The organism is Zarconia navalis LEGE 11467 (assembly GCF_015207075.1).
Taxonomy (GTDB): Bacteria; Cyanobacteriota; Cyanobacteriia; order Cyanobacteriales; family Geitlerinemataceae; genus Zarconia; species Zarconia navalis.
Genome location: NZ_JADEXN010000028.1, coordinates 1 through 18,127, shown reverse-complemented (window position 1 = coordinate 18,127; position 18,127 = coordinate 1). Strand labels below are relative to the sequence as shown.

Genomic DNA, 18,127 nt, shown 5'->3' with positions numbered 1-18,127 from the left:
GTATAAATATCATAAATACGATAAGAAGCAAGTTTTAATGTAGACCAGAGAAGTACTATTCTCTGGTATCCGCACAGAGGGAAGGGGAGTGAGGGTTCGGGGTTGAGAAAGGCAACAGGCAATAGGTAAAAGTGGAGAAGCGTTGAGATGGAGACGCGAGGCAAAGATGCGGGGTTGGGAGACGGGAAGACTCTTCCGCTAAAAACAATTCCGAATTCCGAATTCAAAACTCCGAATTCCTTCAATAGACTCGTCGGGAATCTTTCTCTACAATCGAATAACGTCGGGCTAGCTGTTGAATGAGGTCGAAAAGGCAGATGCACGAAAATTTACCCATTGAAATTCCGCGCGATCGCATTGCTGCGTTCTGTCGGCAGTATCATATTCGGAAACTGTCTCTTTTCGGGTCGGTTTTGCGGGAGGATTTTACCCCCAATAGCGATGTGGATTTCTTGGTCGAATTTGAACCCGATAACGTTCCGGGTTTGCTCCGTTTAGCTGGGATGGAAATCGAATTGTCAGAGATTGTGGGAAGAAAAGCCGATTTGCGAACCCCATTTGATTTGAGCCGTTATTTTCGTCAGGAGGTTTTGGATTCGGCTATGGTGCAATATGTCCGAGAGCGATAAGACAATTGGAGAGAGTTTGTAAAGCAGACGTTAAAAAGACACCCATCTATGACCGACCCCTTGCAGCCCCAATTTACAGAAGTTGTTACCCTGATTAAAACGGCTCGACAAAAAGTCATCGCCACCACCAATCGGGAGCTAATCGAGCTGTATTGGAGCATTGGCAGGTATATTAGCCAGCGTCTGGCCACGAGTGAATGGGGGCAAAAGACGATCGAACAACTCGCAGCATTCATCCAAACTCAAGAACCCGGTATCAAGGGGTTTGAAAAGCGCAACCTCTACAGAATGCGCCAATTTTACGAAACCTATCCCGATGCTGAAATTGTGTCGTCACTGCTGACACAATTGAGTTGGACTCATCATTCCATCCTCATCTCGCGCTGTAAATCCGAAGCCGAACGCCTTTTCTACCTCGAACTGGCAACGACCGAACGCTACAGCACTCGCGAACTCGACCGTCAAATCAACAGTGGCATTTACGAGCGCACTCGCCTTGCCGAAGCTAAACTCCCGGAACGCAGCCACTCCAAACCGCTCTCTGGTGTCTTTCGCGATAGTTACGTCCTGGATTTTCTCAACTTGCCGTCCCACCACTCGGAAAACGATCTGAAAACCTCTCTGGTCTCCTATCTCAAAGAGTTTATCCTGGAATTGGGTCGGGACTTTACGTTTCTCGGACAGGAGTATCGCCTTCAGGTCGGCAACAGCGACTTTTTTGTCGATTTACTCTTTTTCCACCGAGAACTTCAGAGTCTGGTGGCTTTCGAGTTGAAAATCGATAAATTTCGCCCCGAATATCTCGGACAACTCGAATTCTATCTCGAAGTTCTCGATCGCGACATCAAAAAAACGCACGAACATCCCAGCATCGGAGTTTTGCTGTGTCGCGACAAAGATGACGAAGTGGTCGAATACGCTCTGAGCCGCTCTGTGAGTCCGACCGTGGTTGCCGAATACGAGATCGAGCTGATTCCCAAGGAGTTGCTCCGACGCAAACTCAACGAGTTCTACGAATTACTCGCCACCCAAGAGGAGTCGTAAGTTTGATGTCTGAAAGTCAGGGGATGGGGGGAGAGAGTTCGGGGTTCGGAGTTTTGAGGCGCGAAGTTGAAAGAGGCGATAGGCAAGAGTGAAGAGAGGCTTGGGGGTGGAAGTGTTGAGACGGAAAAACGTCGGGAAGACTGGAGAGAGTAGCAAAGATGGAAGATTTGGACGGACGGACAAATGCGGGTGTAGCAGATGAGGTGATGGAAACCCCGGCGACGGGAGGCAATTTGGTAACGCCGAACGCGCAATCCCTCACACTTCGTCGAACGGGAAGACCAGAACGCGAAGGAAATCGTTCCGCACTCCGAATTCCGAATTCCGAACTTGTCCAAAACAACTCCGAACCCCTCACCCCGAACTCCGAACTCATTGCAATGTGGCTGCATGGGAAACCTGCGCTGACCGTCAAGCGTTATGTTTTCTGGGTTGAGGATTTTTTTGAGACCGTTGAGGATAAGCCACTGCATCTGGTGACACTCGACGATCTGCACCGCTGGCAAGATACGTTAGAGCGGTACGCGCCAGCTACGCAGCGAAATGCGATCGCCAGTATCAAGTCTCTCTTCACATTTTGCTTTGAGCTGGGAATACTGCGCTTCAATGTGGGGAAAGCGGTTAAGCCTCCGAAGGTTAAGGATACCCTCAACGAGCGGATTTTGACCGAGACTGAAGTGCAGAAAATGATAGCAATGGAGCCGAACTCCCGCAATGTTGCTATCCTCAAGATGCTTTACTACGGTGCGCTGCGGGTGAGCGAGCTGGTTGCGCTCAAATGGCGGGATGTCTCGGTTCGACCTGAAGGGGGTCAGATTACGGTACACGGCAAAGGTGAAAAGACTCGAATGGTGCTGTTACCTGGACGGGTTTGGGACGAATTGTTGATGCTTCGTGGAGAGGCAAGCGAGAACGATCCGATCTTTCGATCTCGACAGCATAAAAATGGGGGACATCTCGACCCGTCTCGCGTGACTAAGATCGTCCGAGGTGCTGCCAAACGCGCCGAACTCGGTCAGAAGGTTTCTCCGCACTGGCTGAGGCACTGTCACGCATCACACGCACTCGATCGAAATGCTCCGGTTCATCTGATTCGGGATACATTAGGCCATTCGTCGCTGGCGACGACTTCGAGGTATTTGAAGGGGAGACCGAAAGAGTCAAGTGCTACTTTTTTGCCATTGTGACTCTCTTTGTTCTAAAAAAAAGAATTTATTGTCGTATTTTCTGTTTATTTATGGGTCTTTTTGATTCTCTCTCTGAGATTTTCACCAATCAATTGTAACGTATCCTAACGTTTCTCATTTTGAAATAAGTACAAGTAGGTCGTGTTGTCAGCTAAAATAAGATACATAACGGTTAAAATGAGCCATGTTTAAGGGTTAATTTCAGCTCGTTTTTATCTCCATAATGTCAGGTTAGTTAACTTGTGGGTCGTGATATCTCGAAAAAAGACACTAAATTGCTCTGCCTGAAATCGGGAGGAATTTGTGCATTTCCCAACTGTAGAAAGTCATTAATTCAAGAGGAAACAGATAAAGATAATCCAGTCATTACGGGTGAAATAGCCCACATCGTTGCCTATGAACCAGGAGGACCTCGTGGTGATGCTACTTTTCCCAAACAAGAGTTAAACAAACATACCAATCTGATTTTGCTGTGCGGCGATCATCATAAGCTCATTGACTCCCAGCCGAATACTTATAGCATTCGTGTTCTCCAGGCAATGAAGCAAGACCATGAGGCAACAATGCGGAGCTTGCATCAACCGGAGAACGCTGAACCTCCAGTAGCTGTTATAAAAGAGAGCTTACACAGCAGCCTTCTAGCCGTGTCTTATCTCCCTGCTGTCGTCTTTGCGGCTTCCTCTGAATATAACGATCGCCAAAAACACGAAGTCAGAGAACGGATAAAATACCCATCCGATCGTTGGGAATTAACTCCATTTCTTCTGAGAGAGGGGCATCTCTTTGCTTTTCACGATCTACAGGAGGAAGAGAACCCATTCCGTTCGGTCATCTCAAATCGGGATATTCAGATAATTCCTGCTCAAGAACTTTGGAGTTCAGCCGAAGGAAAACGTCGCTATCAAGCTTTACTCAACTACGCTCTCATCAAATATACGACTGGATTAAATCTTCAATATGACCCGGCTCATCGGCGTTATTTCTTCCCTGCGGCTAAAAACAAGGACGAGCGCACCGTGATTTATCGCCCCCTAAATCAAAATCAGTCTAAGCGGAAGGTAGCGTGGCCCCAAAAACAAAAGGCGACTGGAAAAAACAAAAACTTATGGATTCATCTTGCCACCTCTCTCAGATTCCATGAGGTGGCTCCTTTACGATGGTGCTTGAGTATCCGACCCGAACGTCACTTCACATCAGATGGCTGCACTCCTCTGCCACCCAAACAAATTGGTCGTCGTTCGACGCGGCTTAAAGCTCGAATGTATAACCACCCATACTTGAGCGAAGTTCACTTTTGGCGGGATTATCTGAGCCGAGGAAAGCCACAAATTATCCTCAACTTCAGAAATCAATCAGTCGTCATTGATACAACGCAACTCCTTACCTTTGAGATTGAGTGGCCCGGAATTGCAGAAGATACCAAGCCATTTAACAATCAGGTCTGCAACCACGACTTATTCAGTTACAGCGAACTGATGCAAGCGATTGAAGGAGAAGATCGAGATTGCCAAGATACTGATGAGGATGGGGAAGAAGAACTTGATGATGAGTAACGCGATGTGCAACTTAAAGTCCCAAACCCTTTATTTTCCGTTGCCACTGCTTAGAATCGCCAAATGTCGAGTCGCTCAAACCACCTAAATTCAAGACCTCAGAAGAAGTTGCACAAGCCGTGAGTAGTTACTAAATACGATAGTGAGCAAAATTAAGCCACTCAAATTGCATCCTCCGCAACTTACCGCTCAGTTTTTTGACGAGCCAAAGCTTTTATTTGCCGATCGCGGAGAACACAGCAATCCCAAAATCGGGATCGCCCTCTACGGTCCGCAATCGCTCGGAACGAGTCGCCATAAACAGGAAGTCCATATCGGTTTCATCGGCACAGGTGAAGGTATGGCAGCAGCAAAACAGTTTTACGGTGACCTCGCTGATGGGGTTGAGGGAGAGACCAGCCAGATTTCGTTTCCAGGGTGTAAGTCCGATCGTGGATTCCGTTGTGAGTTACGCATGGATGAGAATTTATTCGAGCCTATTACCCGAAAGGAAACCGTTGAGATTCTGGGGATTAAAAAACAGCAAGAACGCTTCAAGCGACTTTTAGAACTCCTCAAAATCAAGTTGGAACTGCTGACGCAGCGAGATTACCCGCTCGATTACATCGTTTTTGTCCCTCCTCACGATATCTTCCAAAAATGTCGCGTTGCGAATTACCGAGTTCAGAAGATTCCTATTCATCGAGACCTCCGACGTGCGTTTAAGGCCCTGGCAATGCAATTTCATAAGCCCACACAAATCCTGCGCGAGACAACAATCGGACTGGTGAATTCTCAACAGCAACTCGACCATCGATCGTGCATCGCCTGGAATCTTTTTACAGGTCTTTACTTTAAGGTCGAAGGGCTACCCTGGTCTCCAGTCGGTTTGACTCCGGGGACTTGCTTTATCGGGATTAGTTTTTTTCGATCGCTCGGCAGTGTGAGTACGTTGAGAAGTAGTGTCGTTCAGGCTTTTGATGAGAACGGTGAGGGATTAGTTCTGCGCGGTCCGAGCTTTCATTGGGACAGTAATAAAGAAGGTAGATCGCCCCATTTACCAGAGGATATGGCACACGAACTACTGCAAATGGTACTCGCTCGCTACCGTAACGAACGGCGACACCTTCCGCGTCGTGTTGTCGTTCACAAAAGTTCTCGGTTTGAGCCAGAAGAGCGATCGGGTTTTGAGAAAGTATTATGCTCCTCTGGAGTCGAACAATACGATCTGGTTTCGCTACGGATGTCTAATGATGTTCGCTTAATTCGTGCAGGTCAGTATCCACCTTTGCGCGGTGCTAGTTTTAACGTCGGAGATATCTCCTATCTCTATACGACCGGCTATATCCCAGAGTTAGGAGGCTATCCACACGGTCACGTCCCTTCCCCGCTTCAGGTTGCAGACCATATTGGGGACACTTCAGATGCTCAAATTAAACAAGAGATTTTATTGCTGACAAAGATGAACTTCAACTCGGCGGACTTTGCGGGTTCGCTTCCCATCGACCTTCGTTTTTCTCGGTTAGTGGGTGATATTTTACGGGAGATTCCCACCGAGCAACGTCCCGAACCGAAATATAAGTATTATATGTAGACTGGCTTTCGATTTATAGACTTTGTCGCCAATCGTGTTACATCCGAAAACACCAAAAATCGACGTTTTCGCACTCTGTAGAATCCGACCGTGTTTTTCGGACGGTTCCCGTCGTCTGGAAGATCGGTTTTCCGTTTGGCGTAAGACACTCTTTTTGGTCGTGCGAAATCCACATGGTTTTCAAGCATCTCCCACATTTCTCACAAGGAGTGTTCGATCTGCTAAACCCAGATTTGCTCGAATTCAAGCAGAGTCAGAGTTTTAATCGGTATTTGGTGCAAATTTTCCGGATGGCAACCTATCGGTTCGTTTAGAATGAGCAAAACCATTGGAGCGATCGCAAACTGAGGTGCCGTCCATGAAACATATCGTTGAATTTCCCATTGAAGGGGGCGGAGCAATTTTAATTGAGGTAGACGAACCTCCTGCCCCCACAGACGATCGCATTGGCATTGGCGATGACGTAGCGCAGAAGGCAAAGCAAAGTTTTGAAGCGGCGATCGGAAAAATTCAGCCCGTAGCCAATGCCATCATCGAAAAAGTGAAGGGTCTCAACGAACCTGCCGACGAGGTCGAAGTGAAGTTCGGATTGAAAATGAGCGGCGAATTAGGAGCCGTGGTGGCCTCGGGGAAAGCCGATGTCAACTACGAAATCACTCTGAAATGGAAGCAATAACTGAAAACTTCGTCTTCTTGTCGTTCTTTCTCTGGATTGACTGACAAACATTGACGAAACTCTTAAACAATCGTTGCGATTGTCTGCTCTCTCATCCTCTTTCTCCCACGGTAACTGCGAACTATGGCATCCCAACTCGAACCTTCCGTTGTTCGGATTTACGCGAACTCTGGCAAAGTCGTCGGTGCAGGTTTCCTGGTTTCCCCGCAACACATCCTCACCTGTGCCCACGTTATCGCCTTTGCGTTAGGGATTCGGGCGGATAGTGCTGAAATGCCATCTGCCGAAGTAAGCGTGGATTTTCCCATTATTACACCAGGCAAAAAGCTCAAAGCCAAAGTCATTTTCTGGTTGCCCGTCAATCCTCGCCAATCGGTCGAAGATATTGCTGGGTTGAAATTGATAAGTCCCCTAGAGGAAGCGCAACCCGCGAGATTGGTAACAGCCGAAGAGCTTTGGGGACATGGTTTTCGCGTTTTGGGATTTCCCGAAGGCAAGTCAAAAGGCGCGTGGGCATCAGGGAGTTTCCGAGGTGGGATTGCGAACGGTTGGGTGCAGCTAGAAGATGTGAAACAATCGGGCTATCGCCTAGAAGAAGGGTTTAGCGGCGCACCGGTTTGGGATGAAGAATTGCAAGGGGTGGTGGGAATGGCGGTGGCGGCAGAGAAGCAGCGCACCGAAGCCAAAGCCGCGTTTATTATTCCGGCAAACGTGCTGGTGTCAGCTTGGGATGTGCTACAGGAACGAGCGATCGCCGCTTGTCCTTATCGAGGGCTGTTCGCATTTCGGGAAGAGGACGCGCGGTTTTTCTTTGGGCGGAAAGTCTTTGCCCAGCAGTTAGTGGCGGCGGTAGAACGACAATCCTTAGTAGCGGTGATTGGTACATCAGGAAGCGGGAAGTCGTCGGTGGTGTTTGCTGGGTTAGTGCCTCAGTTGCGCCAACAAGAAGGTTGGCTGATTCGGGATTTTCGTCCCGGAGATCGCCCGTTTCACAATTTGACGGCTACGTTAGTCTCTTTGCTCGAACCTCAGATGGGCGAAGTCGATCGGTTGGTAGAACTTGAAAAACTGGCGACAGCACTATGCCAAGGGGATGCAGGATTGCCCGATATAGTCTCTCGTATTTTGAAGAAGCAATCGGATTCTCGACTGTTACTGATTGCCGATCAGTTTGAGGAACTTTATACGCTTTTTCAAGAGGAAAACCAGCGACGAGTATTTCTCAATTGCTTGTTGAAAGCTGTTAATTCAAGCCACAACTTTACTTTGGTTCTGACGCTACGAGCGGATTTTCTCGGCTCTGCTTTGTCCTATCGTCCTTTTGCCGATGCCTTGCAAAACGCCGATGTGAAACTGGGGCCGATGAATCCCGAAGAGTTACAACGGATTGTGGAAGAACCCGCAAAACTTCTGGGGGTGCGAATCGAGGCGGGACTGACGGAACGGATGTTACAGGCGGTGGAAGCCTCGCCGGGAAATCTACCCTTGCTGGAGTTTGCCCTGACACGGCTTTGGGAAAAGCAGGAACGGGGACAGTTAACTCATCGGGCATACGAAGCCATTGGTGGGGTGGAACGGGCGCTGGCCAATCATGCCGAGGCAGTATACAACCGGCTGAACGATAGTGACAAAGAACGGGCACAGCGGGTGTTTATCCAGTTGGTACGTCCTGGAGAAGGGACGGAGGATACCCGACGGCTGGCAACTTACGAGGAATTGGGGGAGGAGAATTGGGATTTTGTAACGCGGCTGGCGGATGCACGGTTGGTGGTGACGGGGAGTCAAAGTGTCGGAACTCAGGAGGAGGATGCTGCATCTCTCCATCAAATCCCAAATTCCAAATCAGTCGAAATTGTTCACGAGGCACTGATTCGAGAGTGGGAAACCCTGCGAAGCTGGATGAATAACAATCGGAATTTTCGGGTGTGGCAAGAACGGCTGAAAGGGCGGATGGGAGAGTGGGAACGGCATCAATGTCAAAACAATGCCCTGCTACAAGGTGCAGCGGTGGGAGAGGCAAAAGAGTGGCTGGATAAACGGAAAACCGAACTGAGTTTGTCTGAGCAAGATTTTATTCGGCAGAGCGGGCAGCGGCAGCAACAACAGTTACGGCGGACGATTTCACTGTTGGCCGGTGGGTTGGTTGCCGTCTCCGGATTGGCGTTGGGGGTTGGAGTGCTGTGGCGGCAAGCTGTCTGGAATGAAAAGAATGCCGAGATCGGGGCTAGAATTGCCACTTTAGACGATCGGTGGAATTCCGATAAAAGCTTAGATGCGCTGCTGGATGGGATGGCACTGGCTAAGGAATTGGAGGATGCGGACTGGGCAACCTCGGATAACCGCATCCAAGGGGCGGCGATGTTGCAGCAGATGGTGGAAGGAATACAGGAGTCCAACCGCTTGGAAGGTCATAACGGTACGCCCTTCAGTGTGGTCTTTAGTCCCGACGGAAAGACAATCGCCTCTGGGAGTGTGGACGGTACGGTGAAGTTGTGGAACCGGGAAGGGGAATTGTTGCAGACCCTCGAATCTCGTGGCGATTCAGTCAATAGTGTAGCTTTTAGCCCTGATGGAAAGATAATTGCCTCGGGAAGTGAAGACGGCACAGTGAAGCTGTGGAACCGGGAGGGGAAGTTGCTAGCGACCCTTGAAGGTCATGAAAATCGGGTCAATAGTGTCGCCTTTAGTCCCGATGGAAAGACACTCGTCTCTGGAGGTGTGGACGGTACGGTCAAGCTGTGGAACCCCGAAGGAGAGTTGTTACAGACTCTCGTAGGTCATGAAAATTCAGTCAATAGTGTAGCTTTTAGCCCCGATGGAAAGACTATTGCCTCGGGAAGTGAAGACAACACGGTCAAGCTGTGGAACCCCGAAGGAGAGTTGTTGCAAACTCTCGTAGGGCATAGCGATTCGGTCTCTAGCGTGGTATTTAGTCCCGATGGAAAGATAATTGCCTCCGGGAGTGAAGACAACACGGTGAAGCTGTGGAACCGAGAGAGGGAATTGTTGGCGACCTTTGAAGGTTCTGGAGGTAAGATTTTCAGTGTGACATTTAGTCCCGATGGAAAGATAATTGCCTCCGGGAATATAGACGGCACGGTCAAGCTGTGGAATCGGGAAGGAGAGTTGTTGCAGACTCTCGTAGGACATAGCGATTCGGTCTCTAGCGTGGTATTTAGTCCCGATGGAAATACGCTTGTCTCAGGGAGCGATGACAGTACAGTGAAGCTGTGGAACCGGAAGAGGGAATTGTTGGCGACCTTTGAAGGTTCTGGGGATGAGGTTTTCAGTGTGGCATTTAGTCCCGATGGAAAGACAATTGCCTCCGGGAATGAAGACAACACTGTGAAGCTATGGAACCGGCAAGGGGAATTGTTGGCAACTCTCAAAGGGCATCGTGATGTGGTTCGTAGTGTCGCCTTTAGCCCTGATAGAAAGACAATTGCCTCGGGAAGTGATGACAGTACGGTGAAGCTGTGGAATCGGCAGGGGCAGTTTTTGGCAACTCTCAAAGGGCATCATGATGTGGTTCGTAGTGTCGCCTTTAGCCCTGATGGAGAGACAATTGCCTCCGGGAGTCGGGACGGCACGGTGAAGCTGTGGAATCGGCAGGGGCAGTTTTTGGCAACTCTCAAAGGTTCTAGCAGTTTAGTGGTCTTTAGTCCTGATGGAAAGACAATTGCCTCTACGAGTGATAACGACGTTGTAGGGCTGTGGAATCGGCAGGGGCAATTATTGACGACTCTCGTAGGGCATAGCGATTCAGTCAATAGTGTCGCCTTTAGCCCTGATGGAGAGACAATTGCCTCCGGGAGTTGGGACGGCACGGTGAAGCTGTGGAATCGGCAGGGGGAGTTGTTAGCGACCCTTGAAGGTCGTGACAATTCAGTCAATGGTATTGCTTTTAGTTCCGATGGAAAGACAATTGTCTCCGGGAGTGTGGACGGTACGGTGAAGCTGTGGAACCAGGAGGGGGAATTGTTGGCGACCCTTGAAGGTCATGACGGTTCAGTCAATAGTGTGGTCTTTAGCCCTGATGACAAGACACTCGTCTCTGGAGGTGGGGACGGTACGGTCAAGCTGTGGCTGGATGTGGAAGCAACCTTCGCAGCCGGATGCAACTGGTTGCGGAACTATCTGAGGAATAATCCCAATGTTGAGGAGGGTGAAAGACAACTGTGTCATTTCGAGCCTTCAGCTTCCGCTCGGGTTGTCAAAGGTGAAAGACTTGCCAGAGTTGGGGATGTGAAGGCGGCAGCGATCGAATTTCAAAAAGCACTAGAACTCGATTCGGATATCGACCTCAATCCAAAAACCAAAGCGATAGACAAAGACCCCGAAACCGTTGCCCGATATTGGGCAGCATCAGCAAAGCTCACTCAAGGAAACGATCTAATTAGTCAGGGCAATATTAAGAAGGCGATTGCCGCTTTCATAGAAGCCCAACAACTCGATTCGGATATCGACCTCTATCCAGACACCGAAGCGATAGACAAAGACCCCGAAGCCGTTGCCCGAAGGCTTGCAGCACTCGTGAAAATTAGTGAAGGGGAGAATTGGGTTCGGTCGGGTAATCGCGAGCAGGCGATTGCCGCTTTCATAGAAGCTCAACAACTCGATTCAGATATCGACCTCTATTCGAGAACTGAAGCAATAGACAAAGACCCCGAAGCTGCTACCCGATACTGGACAGCGCGAGTGAAAATTAGTGAAGGGATGAAGTTCGCACGGCAAGGCGATCTCGAACGGGCAATCGCCGCTTTCGCCGAAGCTCAACAGCTCGATCCCACCTTAGAAATCTTTGCCGGTTCTTGGTCTACCCTCTGTTGGAACGGTAGTCTCTATGGATTTGCGGCTGAGGTAATGAATGCCTGCGAGAATGCAGTGGCACCTGACCCCAAACATGGCGGAAGGCGGGATAGCCGAGGTTTAGCACGGGCGCTCACTGGCAATACGGAAGGAGCGATTGAGGACTTTCAAGCTTTTCTAAACTGGAAGAGAGGTACCGCCAAGTTCAAGCGGCAACAATGGATCGATGCCCTTCGTCGAGGTGAGAATCCATTCACGGAGGAAGTATTGAAGGAGTTGCGCGATGAGCGTCGGTGACAAGTTAAGCTTGTATTCTCTTTGTCAACTGCTTGAAATTCGTCGAAAAACCCGGATTGGGGGGGGAGACTCCCGGTGAACCCCAGGGCTGTTTCATTCTACTTTGCAATGTTTTCCGACATATCCCGTATTGCAGAGTGAGGAGTTTAATCGGTCTTAGGTGCGAATTTTCCGGATGGAAACCTATCAGTTCGTTTAAAATGAGCAAAATCGTTTGAGCGATCGCAAACCGAGATGTGACCCACAATCGTAACTGCGAACTATGGCATCCCAACTCGAATCCTCCGTCGTTCGGATTTATGCGAACTCTGGTAAAGTCATCGGTGCGGGGTTTCTGGTGTCACCCCAACACATCCTTACCTGTTCCCACGTCGTTGCATTTGCCTTGGGCATTCGGGCCGATAGTACCCACATACCAACCGCAGAGGTGAGTTTAGATTTTCCCAGAGTTGCACCGGGACAGAAGCTCAAAGCCAAAGTCATCTTCTGGTTGCCCGTCAATCCCCAAGAATCCGTCGAAGATATTGCCGCATTGAAATTGACAAGCCCCCTCCCCGAAGCAGTACGACCCTCGCGTTTGGTCACTGCGGAAGACCTGTGGGGACATGGTTTTCGAGTATTGGGCTTTCCCGAAGGCAAACCTAATGGCGCGTGGGCTTCGGGGACGTTTCGAGGGGGAATCGCAAACGGTTGGGTGCAGCTAGAGGATCTCAAACAATCGGGCTATCGCTTAGAAGAAGGGTTCAGCGGCGCACCGGTTTGGGATGAGGAATTGCAAGGGGTGGCGGGAATGGCGGTGGCGGCAGACAAGCAACGCCCCGAAGCCAAAGCCGCGTTTATCATTCCGGCAAACGTGCTGGTATCCGCTTGGGACGTATTGCGAGAACGAGCGATTCTGCCTTGTCCCTATCGCGGGCTGTTTGCCTTTCGGGAAGAGGACTCTCGGTTTTTTTTCGGGCGGGAAGTGTTTGCCGAGCAGTTGGTGGCAGCAGTCGAACGACAGTCTTTGGTGGCTGTGATTGGGGCTTCCGGAAGCGGGAAATCGTCGGTGGTGTTTGCTGGGTTAATCCCTCGATTGCGCCAACAAGGTAACTGGCTCATTGAGTCTTTCCGTCCGAAAGCCAACCCCATTGAGGAATTAGCGGCGGTGTTAGTACGGTTGCGAGAACCCAATGAAAGTAAGATTCGGCAGGATATCGATGCGGGAGATTTAGCCAAACAGTTGCGAGAGGGGAGCCTCACGGTTGGAACCCTCACCTCCCGCATTTTGGAAGAAAACGGCAATGCGAGTGGTTTTGTCTTGATTGTCGATCAGTTTGAAGAACTTTACACCCTTTGCCCAAAAAGTCCGAAACAACAGCAATTTCTCGATTTGTTACTCGAAGCCGCGAACCAGACGTGCAACCTAACCTTAGTCCTAACCTTGCGGGCAGACTTTTTCGGCTATGCCTTGTCCTATCGTCCCTTTGCCGATGCCTTGCAGAATGCTGATGTGAAACTCGGTCCGATGAATCCCGAAGAATTGCGGCAAATTGTGGAAGAACCCGCGAAACTGCTGGGAGTGCAAATCGAGGCGGGACTAACAGAACGGATTTTACAGGCAGTACAGGCTTCCCCAGGAAATCTGCCCCTATTGGAATTTGCCCTGACGCAGTTATGGGAAAAGCAGGAAGGGGGAGAGTTGACCCATGAAGCCTACGAAGCCATTGGCGGGGTGGAAAAGGCACTGGCGAACCATGCCGAGGCTATATACGAACGATTGGACGATGCCGACAAAGAACGAGCGCAACGTATCTTTATCCAGTTAGTGCGTCCGGGAGAAGGTACAGAGGATACCCGACGACTGGCCACTCGCGAAGAGGTGGGGGAGGAGAATTGGGATTTGGTAACGCGGCTGGCGGATGCGCGGTTGGTGGTGACGGGGAGTGGCAGAGATGATGGAGACGGGGTGAAGTCTGACACTCAATCCTCAATCACCGATGATTCGTTCCCCATGACCCACTCCGTCGAAATCGTTCACGAGGCACTGATTCGCGAGTGGGGAACCCTACGAAGGTGGATGAGTGCCAACCGGGATTTTCGGGTGTGGCAGGAACGGCTGAAAGGGCGGATGGGAGAGTGGGAACGGCATCAGTGTCAAGACAATGCTTTGCTACAAGGGGCAGCGTTGGGAGAGGCGAAAGAGTGGCTGGGAAAACGGGAGACCGAACTGAGTCCGTCTCAGCGAAATTTTATTCGCCAGAGTTGGCAGCGACAGAAACAACGGTCGCGGCGGACGATTTCATTGCTGGCAACCGGATTGGTTGCCGTTTTCCTGTTAGCGATAGGAGTTGGGGTGCAGTGGCAGCGAGCAGTAGCTGGTGAGAAGAATGCCAATATGAGAGCCAGAATTGCTACTTTGGACGAGCGTTGGAATTCCAATAAAAGCGTAGATGTGCTGTTAGATGGAATGGCACTGGCTAACGAGTTGAAGGAGGCTGATTGGGCAACCTCGGATACCCGCATCCGAGGAGCTGGGATGTTACAGCAGATGGTAGAAGGAATAGGGGAGTCTAACCGTTTAGAAGGCCATGATCGTCATGTCAATAGCGTGGCCTTTAGTCCCGATGGCAAAACGATTGCTTCTGGGAGTTCTGACAACACTGTGAAACTGTGGAAGGCGGATGGGACTTTACTGCGAACCCTTGAAGGTCATAGCGATGGGGTCAATAGCGTGGCCTTTAGTCCCGATGGCAAAACGATTGCTTCTGGGAGTGGGGTCACGGTGAAGCTATGGAAGGCAGATGGGACTTTACTGCGAACCCTTGAAATTCACGGTTGGGTCAGCAGTGTGGCATTTAGTCCCGATGGCAAGACGCTCGCCTCCGCAAGTTGGGACAACATGGTGAAGCTGTGGAAGATAGATGGGACTTTACTGCGAACTCTTGTAGGTCATGGTTATAGGGTCAACAGTGTGGCATTTAGCCCCGATGGCAAGACGATCGTTTCCGGGAGTGGGGACAACACGATGAAGCTATGGACGAGAGGTGGGACTTTATTGGGAACCCTCGTAAGTGATATAGGTTCGTACAAAGGTGTGACTTTTAGCCCCGATGGCAAGACCCTCGCTTTCGGGAATAGGAATATGGTGAAACTGTGGAAGACACATAGGACTTTATTAGAAACCCTTGGCAGTCATAGCGATCGGGTCAACAGCATTGCTTTTAGCTCCGATGGTCAGACCCTCGCTTCCGGGGGTGACGATCAGGCGGTGAAACTGTGGAAGGTGGATGGAACTTTGCTACGAACTCTTGGAGGTCATCGCGGGACTTTCGGTAGTTTAGATACACGCCGGGTCAGCAGTGTGGCATTTAGCCCCGACGATCAGACCCTCGCTTCCGGAAATAGGAATATGGTGAAGTTGTGGAAGGCGGATGGGACTTTACTGCGAACTCTCAAAGGTCATGGCGGCCGAGTCAACAGCGTGACCTTTAGCCCCGATGGTCAGACTCTCGCTTCTGGGAGCTGGGACAGCACGGTGAAACTATGGAAGGTGGATGGAACTTTGCTACGAACCCTTGAAGGTCATGGCGAGAGGGTCAGCAGTGTGGCATTTAGCCCCGACGGCAAGACGCTTGCTTCCGGGAGTGGGGACAACACTGTGAAGTTGTGGAGGGTCGATGGGACTTTGCTGCGAACCCTTGAAGGTCATGGCGAGGAGGTCAACAGTGTTGCATTTAACCTCGATGGCAAGACGCTTGCTTCCGGGAGTGGGGACAACACTGTGAAGTTGTGGAGGGTCGATGGGACTTTGTTGCGAACCCTTGAAGGTCATGGCGGCCGGGTCAACAGTGTGGCATTTAGCCCCGATGGTCAGACTCTCGCTTCTGGGAGCTGGGACAGTACGGTGAAACTGTGGAAGGTGGATGGAACTTTGCTACGAACTCTTGAAGATCGTAGCGAGGGGGTTAACAGCGTGGCATTTAGCCCCGACGGCAAGACGCTCGCCTCCGCGAGTTTGAACCGCAAGGTGAAGCTGTGGCTGGACTTGGAAGCAATCTTAGCAGCCGGATGCCACGGGGTACGGGACTATTTGAGGAATAATTCCAATGTGGAAGAGGATGACAGAGACCTGTGCAATGTTGAGGCTTCCGCTTGGGTGATCGAGGGTAAGAGGCTTGTAAAAGCAGGAGATCTTGAGGAGGCAAAGATTGAGTTCCAAAAAATACTGGAACTCAATTCGTATATCGACCTTAATCCGGACACCGAAGTAATGGATAAAAACCCTTAAGCCGCTGCTCAATGAGTAGAATTCTGTGACGGATGAGGCTCTAAATAAGCCGCCGTTCAGTTTTACTCCCAACTCGTTCTATGTCCATCAACCGTCCGAAAATCTAGTGGTTTCCGGATGGTTAGAGGCGATCGACCTGCCGCCAATCCTCTGGCTCAGTCGCGTGCGACTCCCAGAAATGCCGGTAACTCGCGCCATCTCCCCGTCCCCCTCGTCTCTCCCCACTATTCCCTCTCCAAACCTTCTCTCTCCACAACCCGCGCAAAATCCCGATGTTTCTCTCGGCTCATTTTCCGCGCCAATTCCACCATCGCTTCCTCTTCCCGTTCCAATTGATAGGTATTCAAATGAGTCTCGACTTTAGCTCTCGATAGCTGTAACGCCGCCCCTTGCCGTCCGTAAAGCCCCCGAGACAGGACGTAAGCGTATCTCGTTTCGACTTCCCGCGCTTGGGTTTCGAGGATGCAGTACCCCAATTCCATTCCTTTGTAATGTCGCAGGTTCGCCAGTTTATGCTTGCCGCTATCGAGTCGGATCGCGGCAACCTTCGTCACGGGGTCGATATGGCGCACCTCGCCAAAGGTACCTTTGACAATGCCATAGGTGGATGAGGTTTCGCCTAAGCGAACTCGATCTCCCCGGTAAATTCGCTCTTTCCCCACCCGAACGCCGGTACCAACCAGGTTGCCGTGCTGTTTGCGTTGGGCTTGGGCGAGGCGGTTGAGGATTTGGCGGTCTTCTGGGTCTTCGCTCAAAATGAGATGGTCGCGGGATGCTTGCATCCTTGCTTTGCCCAAACCCTCACGAGCTGCTCGATGGCTTTTTCTCGGGTTGGGGAGGTGGAAAATTGTCCCCGTTCGTCGAGCTTTCCCAGTGCCAGAATCGCTCGACCGCGATCGACGTGGCGCACGAGTTCCCGTCCCAATTGGCTCTCCTGTCGTTTGATTTCGGAAAGTTCTGGGGCATTGAGAGTTCGGGCGATGGCGCGAAATGCTCCTCCATGCTCGTAAGCCGCAGAACGCGATTGGTCGCCCGACAGAATCAATTTGGCTCCCGCTTGTTTGACTCGTGCAACCAATCGCTTCATCTGCACCGCACTTAAATCCTGGGCGCTGTCGGCAATGACAACCGTAGTGCGAGACAGGGGAGATTTGTAAATCGAACGGCGACCGTACTGGCGCTGGCTCTCTTTGGCTCGGTCGAGTTCCCAGAAGAGGCGATGGAGGGTGATGGGTTGTTGCTTTCGACCGAAGAGGGCCCCGGAGAGTCGGCTCTGTTTCCCAAATGCCCCTTGCTCTTGCAGGCGTTCGGCTCCCCGTTTGGAGGGGGTGATGCCGATGACTCGATAGCCGCTGCGCTCGAAGGCTTCTCGCACGGCACCGAGGGTGTGGGTTTTACCGGTACCGGAAATACCTGCTAGCGATTTGATGCGACCCCGCGCGCTCAGCGTTCGCACGGCTTCGGTTTGGGTGGGGGTGAGGTGGTAAGTCCTGGCGGCTGCGGTGATTCGATGGCTGGGGACGCGAAAACGAAGGCGATCGCGATCGAGGTCTCGAACCTGGGTTAAAATTTGACGTTCTAACTTCCACAACCGTTTCGTGGTGAAACGTTCTTCTCCATCGACGACCCCCAAACTCATCACTTGACGCGATGCCAAGTATTTCTCGGTCAGTGCAAAAACTCCTTCGGCATCAATGCCTCGGGTTTGGGATGCCTCGGCTATCCGCCCAATCAGGTCGCGACGGGTAAAATGACTCTCGCTTCTGACAACTCGGCTGGCAGCTTCGCGAATGGTGCGCCACTCCTGCCATTTTTGCCCTAAGGTCGTCGGTTGGCCAGTGGCATGGGCGGAATCGACATCGCTTCGGCTTCCACGTTTCTGGGGTTTTCCCCGTACCCACTCAATATCTGTTTGGGATAATAGCTTGTCAGGTTCCGATGCGTTCAAACCTTCATTAGACATCTTGGAAAACTGAGTTTTCGCCCGGACAGGATAAGGGGTTGAGGTGTATTTCTGGAGATGTCTATTATTCGGTTGTCGATTTCGGGCTGAATTAAAGGAGTCTGGGTCGTAGGAGCTGATTCTCCA

Annotated in this window: 10 protein-coding genes; 8 read left to right on the top strand and 2 right to left on the bottom strand. The window is 50.9% G+C overall.

Annotation, left to right across the window (positions count from 1 at the left end; genetic code table 11):
* The first annotated feature begins 317 nt into the window (after positions 1 to 317).
* The 8 genes from IQ235_RS02925 to IQ235_RS02890 all read left to right on the top strand — a co-directional run bounded on the left by IQ235_RS02925 (position 318) and on the right by IQ235_RS02890 (position 16,038).
* Positions 318 to 629 (top strand): nucleotidyltransferase family protein, encoded by a 312-nt coding sequence (locus IQ235_RS02925; protein ID WP_264320002.1) that lies wholly within the window; start codon positions 318 to 320, stop codon positions 627 to 629.
* Positions 630 to 677: 48 nt separating this feature from the next.
* The gene (locus tag IQ235_RS02920) at positions 678 to 1,673 is read left to right on the top strand and encodes a PDDEXK nuclease domain-containing protein (RefSeq protein WP_264320001.1); all 996 of its coding nucleotides are present in this window, start codon (positions 678 to 680) and stop codon (positions 1,671 to 1,673) included.
* Positions 1,674 to 1,831: 158 nt separating this feature from the next.
* Positions 1,832 to 2,860: a tyrosine-type recombinase/integrase gene (locus IQ235_RS02915; protein ID WP_264320000.1), complete on the top strand. Its 1,029-nt coding sequence runs from the start codon at positions 1,832 to 1,834 to the stop codon at positions 2,858 to 2,860.
* 242 nt (positions 2,861 to 3,102) lie between these two features.
* On the top strand, positions 3,103 to 4,413 hold the full coding sequence (locus IQ235_RS02910) for an HNH endonuclease (protein ID WP_264319999.1): 1,311 nt from the start codon (positions 3,103 to 3,105) through the stop codon (positions 4,411 to 4,413).
* 142 nt (positions 4,414 to 4,555) lie between these two features.
* Entirely contained in the window at positions 4,556 to 5,986 is a 1,431-nt protein-coding gene (locus IQ235_RS02905; RefSeq protein ID WP_264319998.1) for an argonaute/piwi family protein, read from the top strand.
* Between the two features lie 358 nt (positions 5,987 to 6,344).
* Positions 6,345 to 6,662, top strand: a complete 318-nt coding sequence (locus tag IQ235_RS02900) for a CU044_2847 family protein (protein WP_264319997.1) — start codon at positions 6,345 to 6,347, stop codon at positions 6,660 to 6,662.
* A 123-nt stretch (positions 6,663 to 6,785) separates the two neighbouring features.
* On the top strand, positions 6,786 to 11,768 hold the full coding sequence (locus IQ235_RS02895) for an nSTAND1 domain-containing NTPase (protein ID WP_264319996.1): 4,983 nt from the start codon (positions 6,786 to 6,788) through the stop codon (positions 11,766 to 11,768).
* Positions 11,769 to 12,030: 262 nt separating this feature from the next.
* Positions 12,031 to 16,038 carry an nSTAND1 domain-containing NTPase gene (locus IQ235_RS02890; RefSeq protein WP_264319995.1) on the top strand — a complete coding sequence of 1,336 codons (4,008 nt, stop codon included), beginning with the start codon at positions 12,031 to 12,033 and terminating at the stop codon, positions 16,036 to 16,038.
* A 224-nt stretch (positions 16,039 to 16,262) separates the two neighbouring features.
* Here the strand turns inward: IQ235_RS02890 and IQ235_RS02885 are convergent, their stop codons facing one another.
* Together IQ235_RS02885 and IQ235_RS02880 are read right to left on the bottom strand one after the other, a co-directional pair.
* Positions 16,263 to 16,820, bottom strand: coding sequence for a hypothetical protein (locus tag IQ235_RS02885; protein WP_264319994.1), 558 nt, complete (start codon positions 16,818 to 16,820; stop codon positions 16,263 to 16,265).
* On the bottom strand, positions 16,790 to 18,127 hold a 1,338-nt coding region (locus IQ235_RS02880), incomplete at its 5' end, for an AAA family ATPase (RefSeq protein WP_264319993.1). The genes IQ235_RS02885 and IQ235_RS02880, both read right to left, overlap by 31 nt.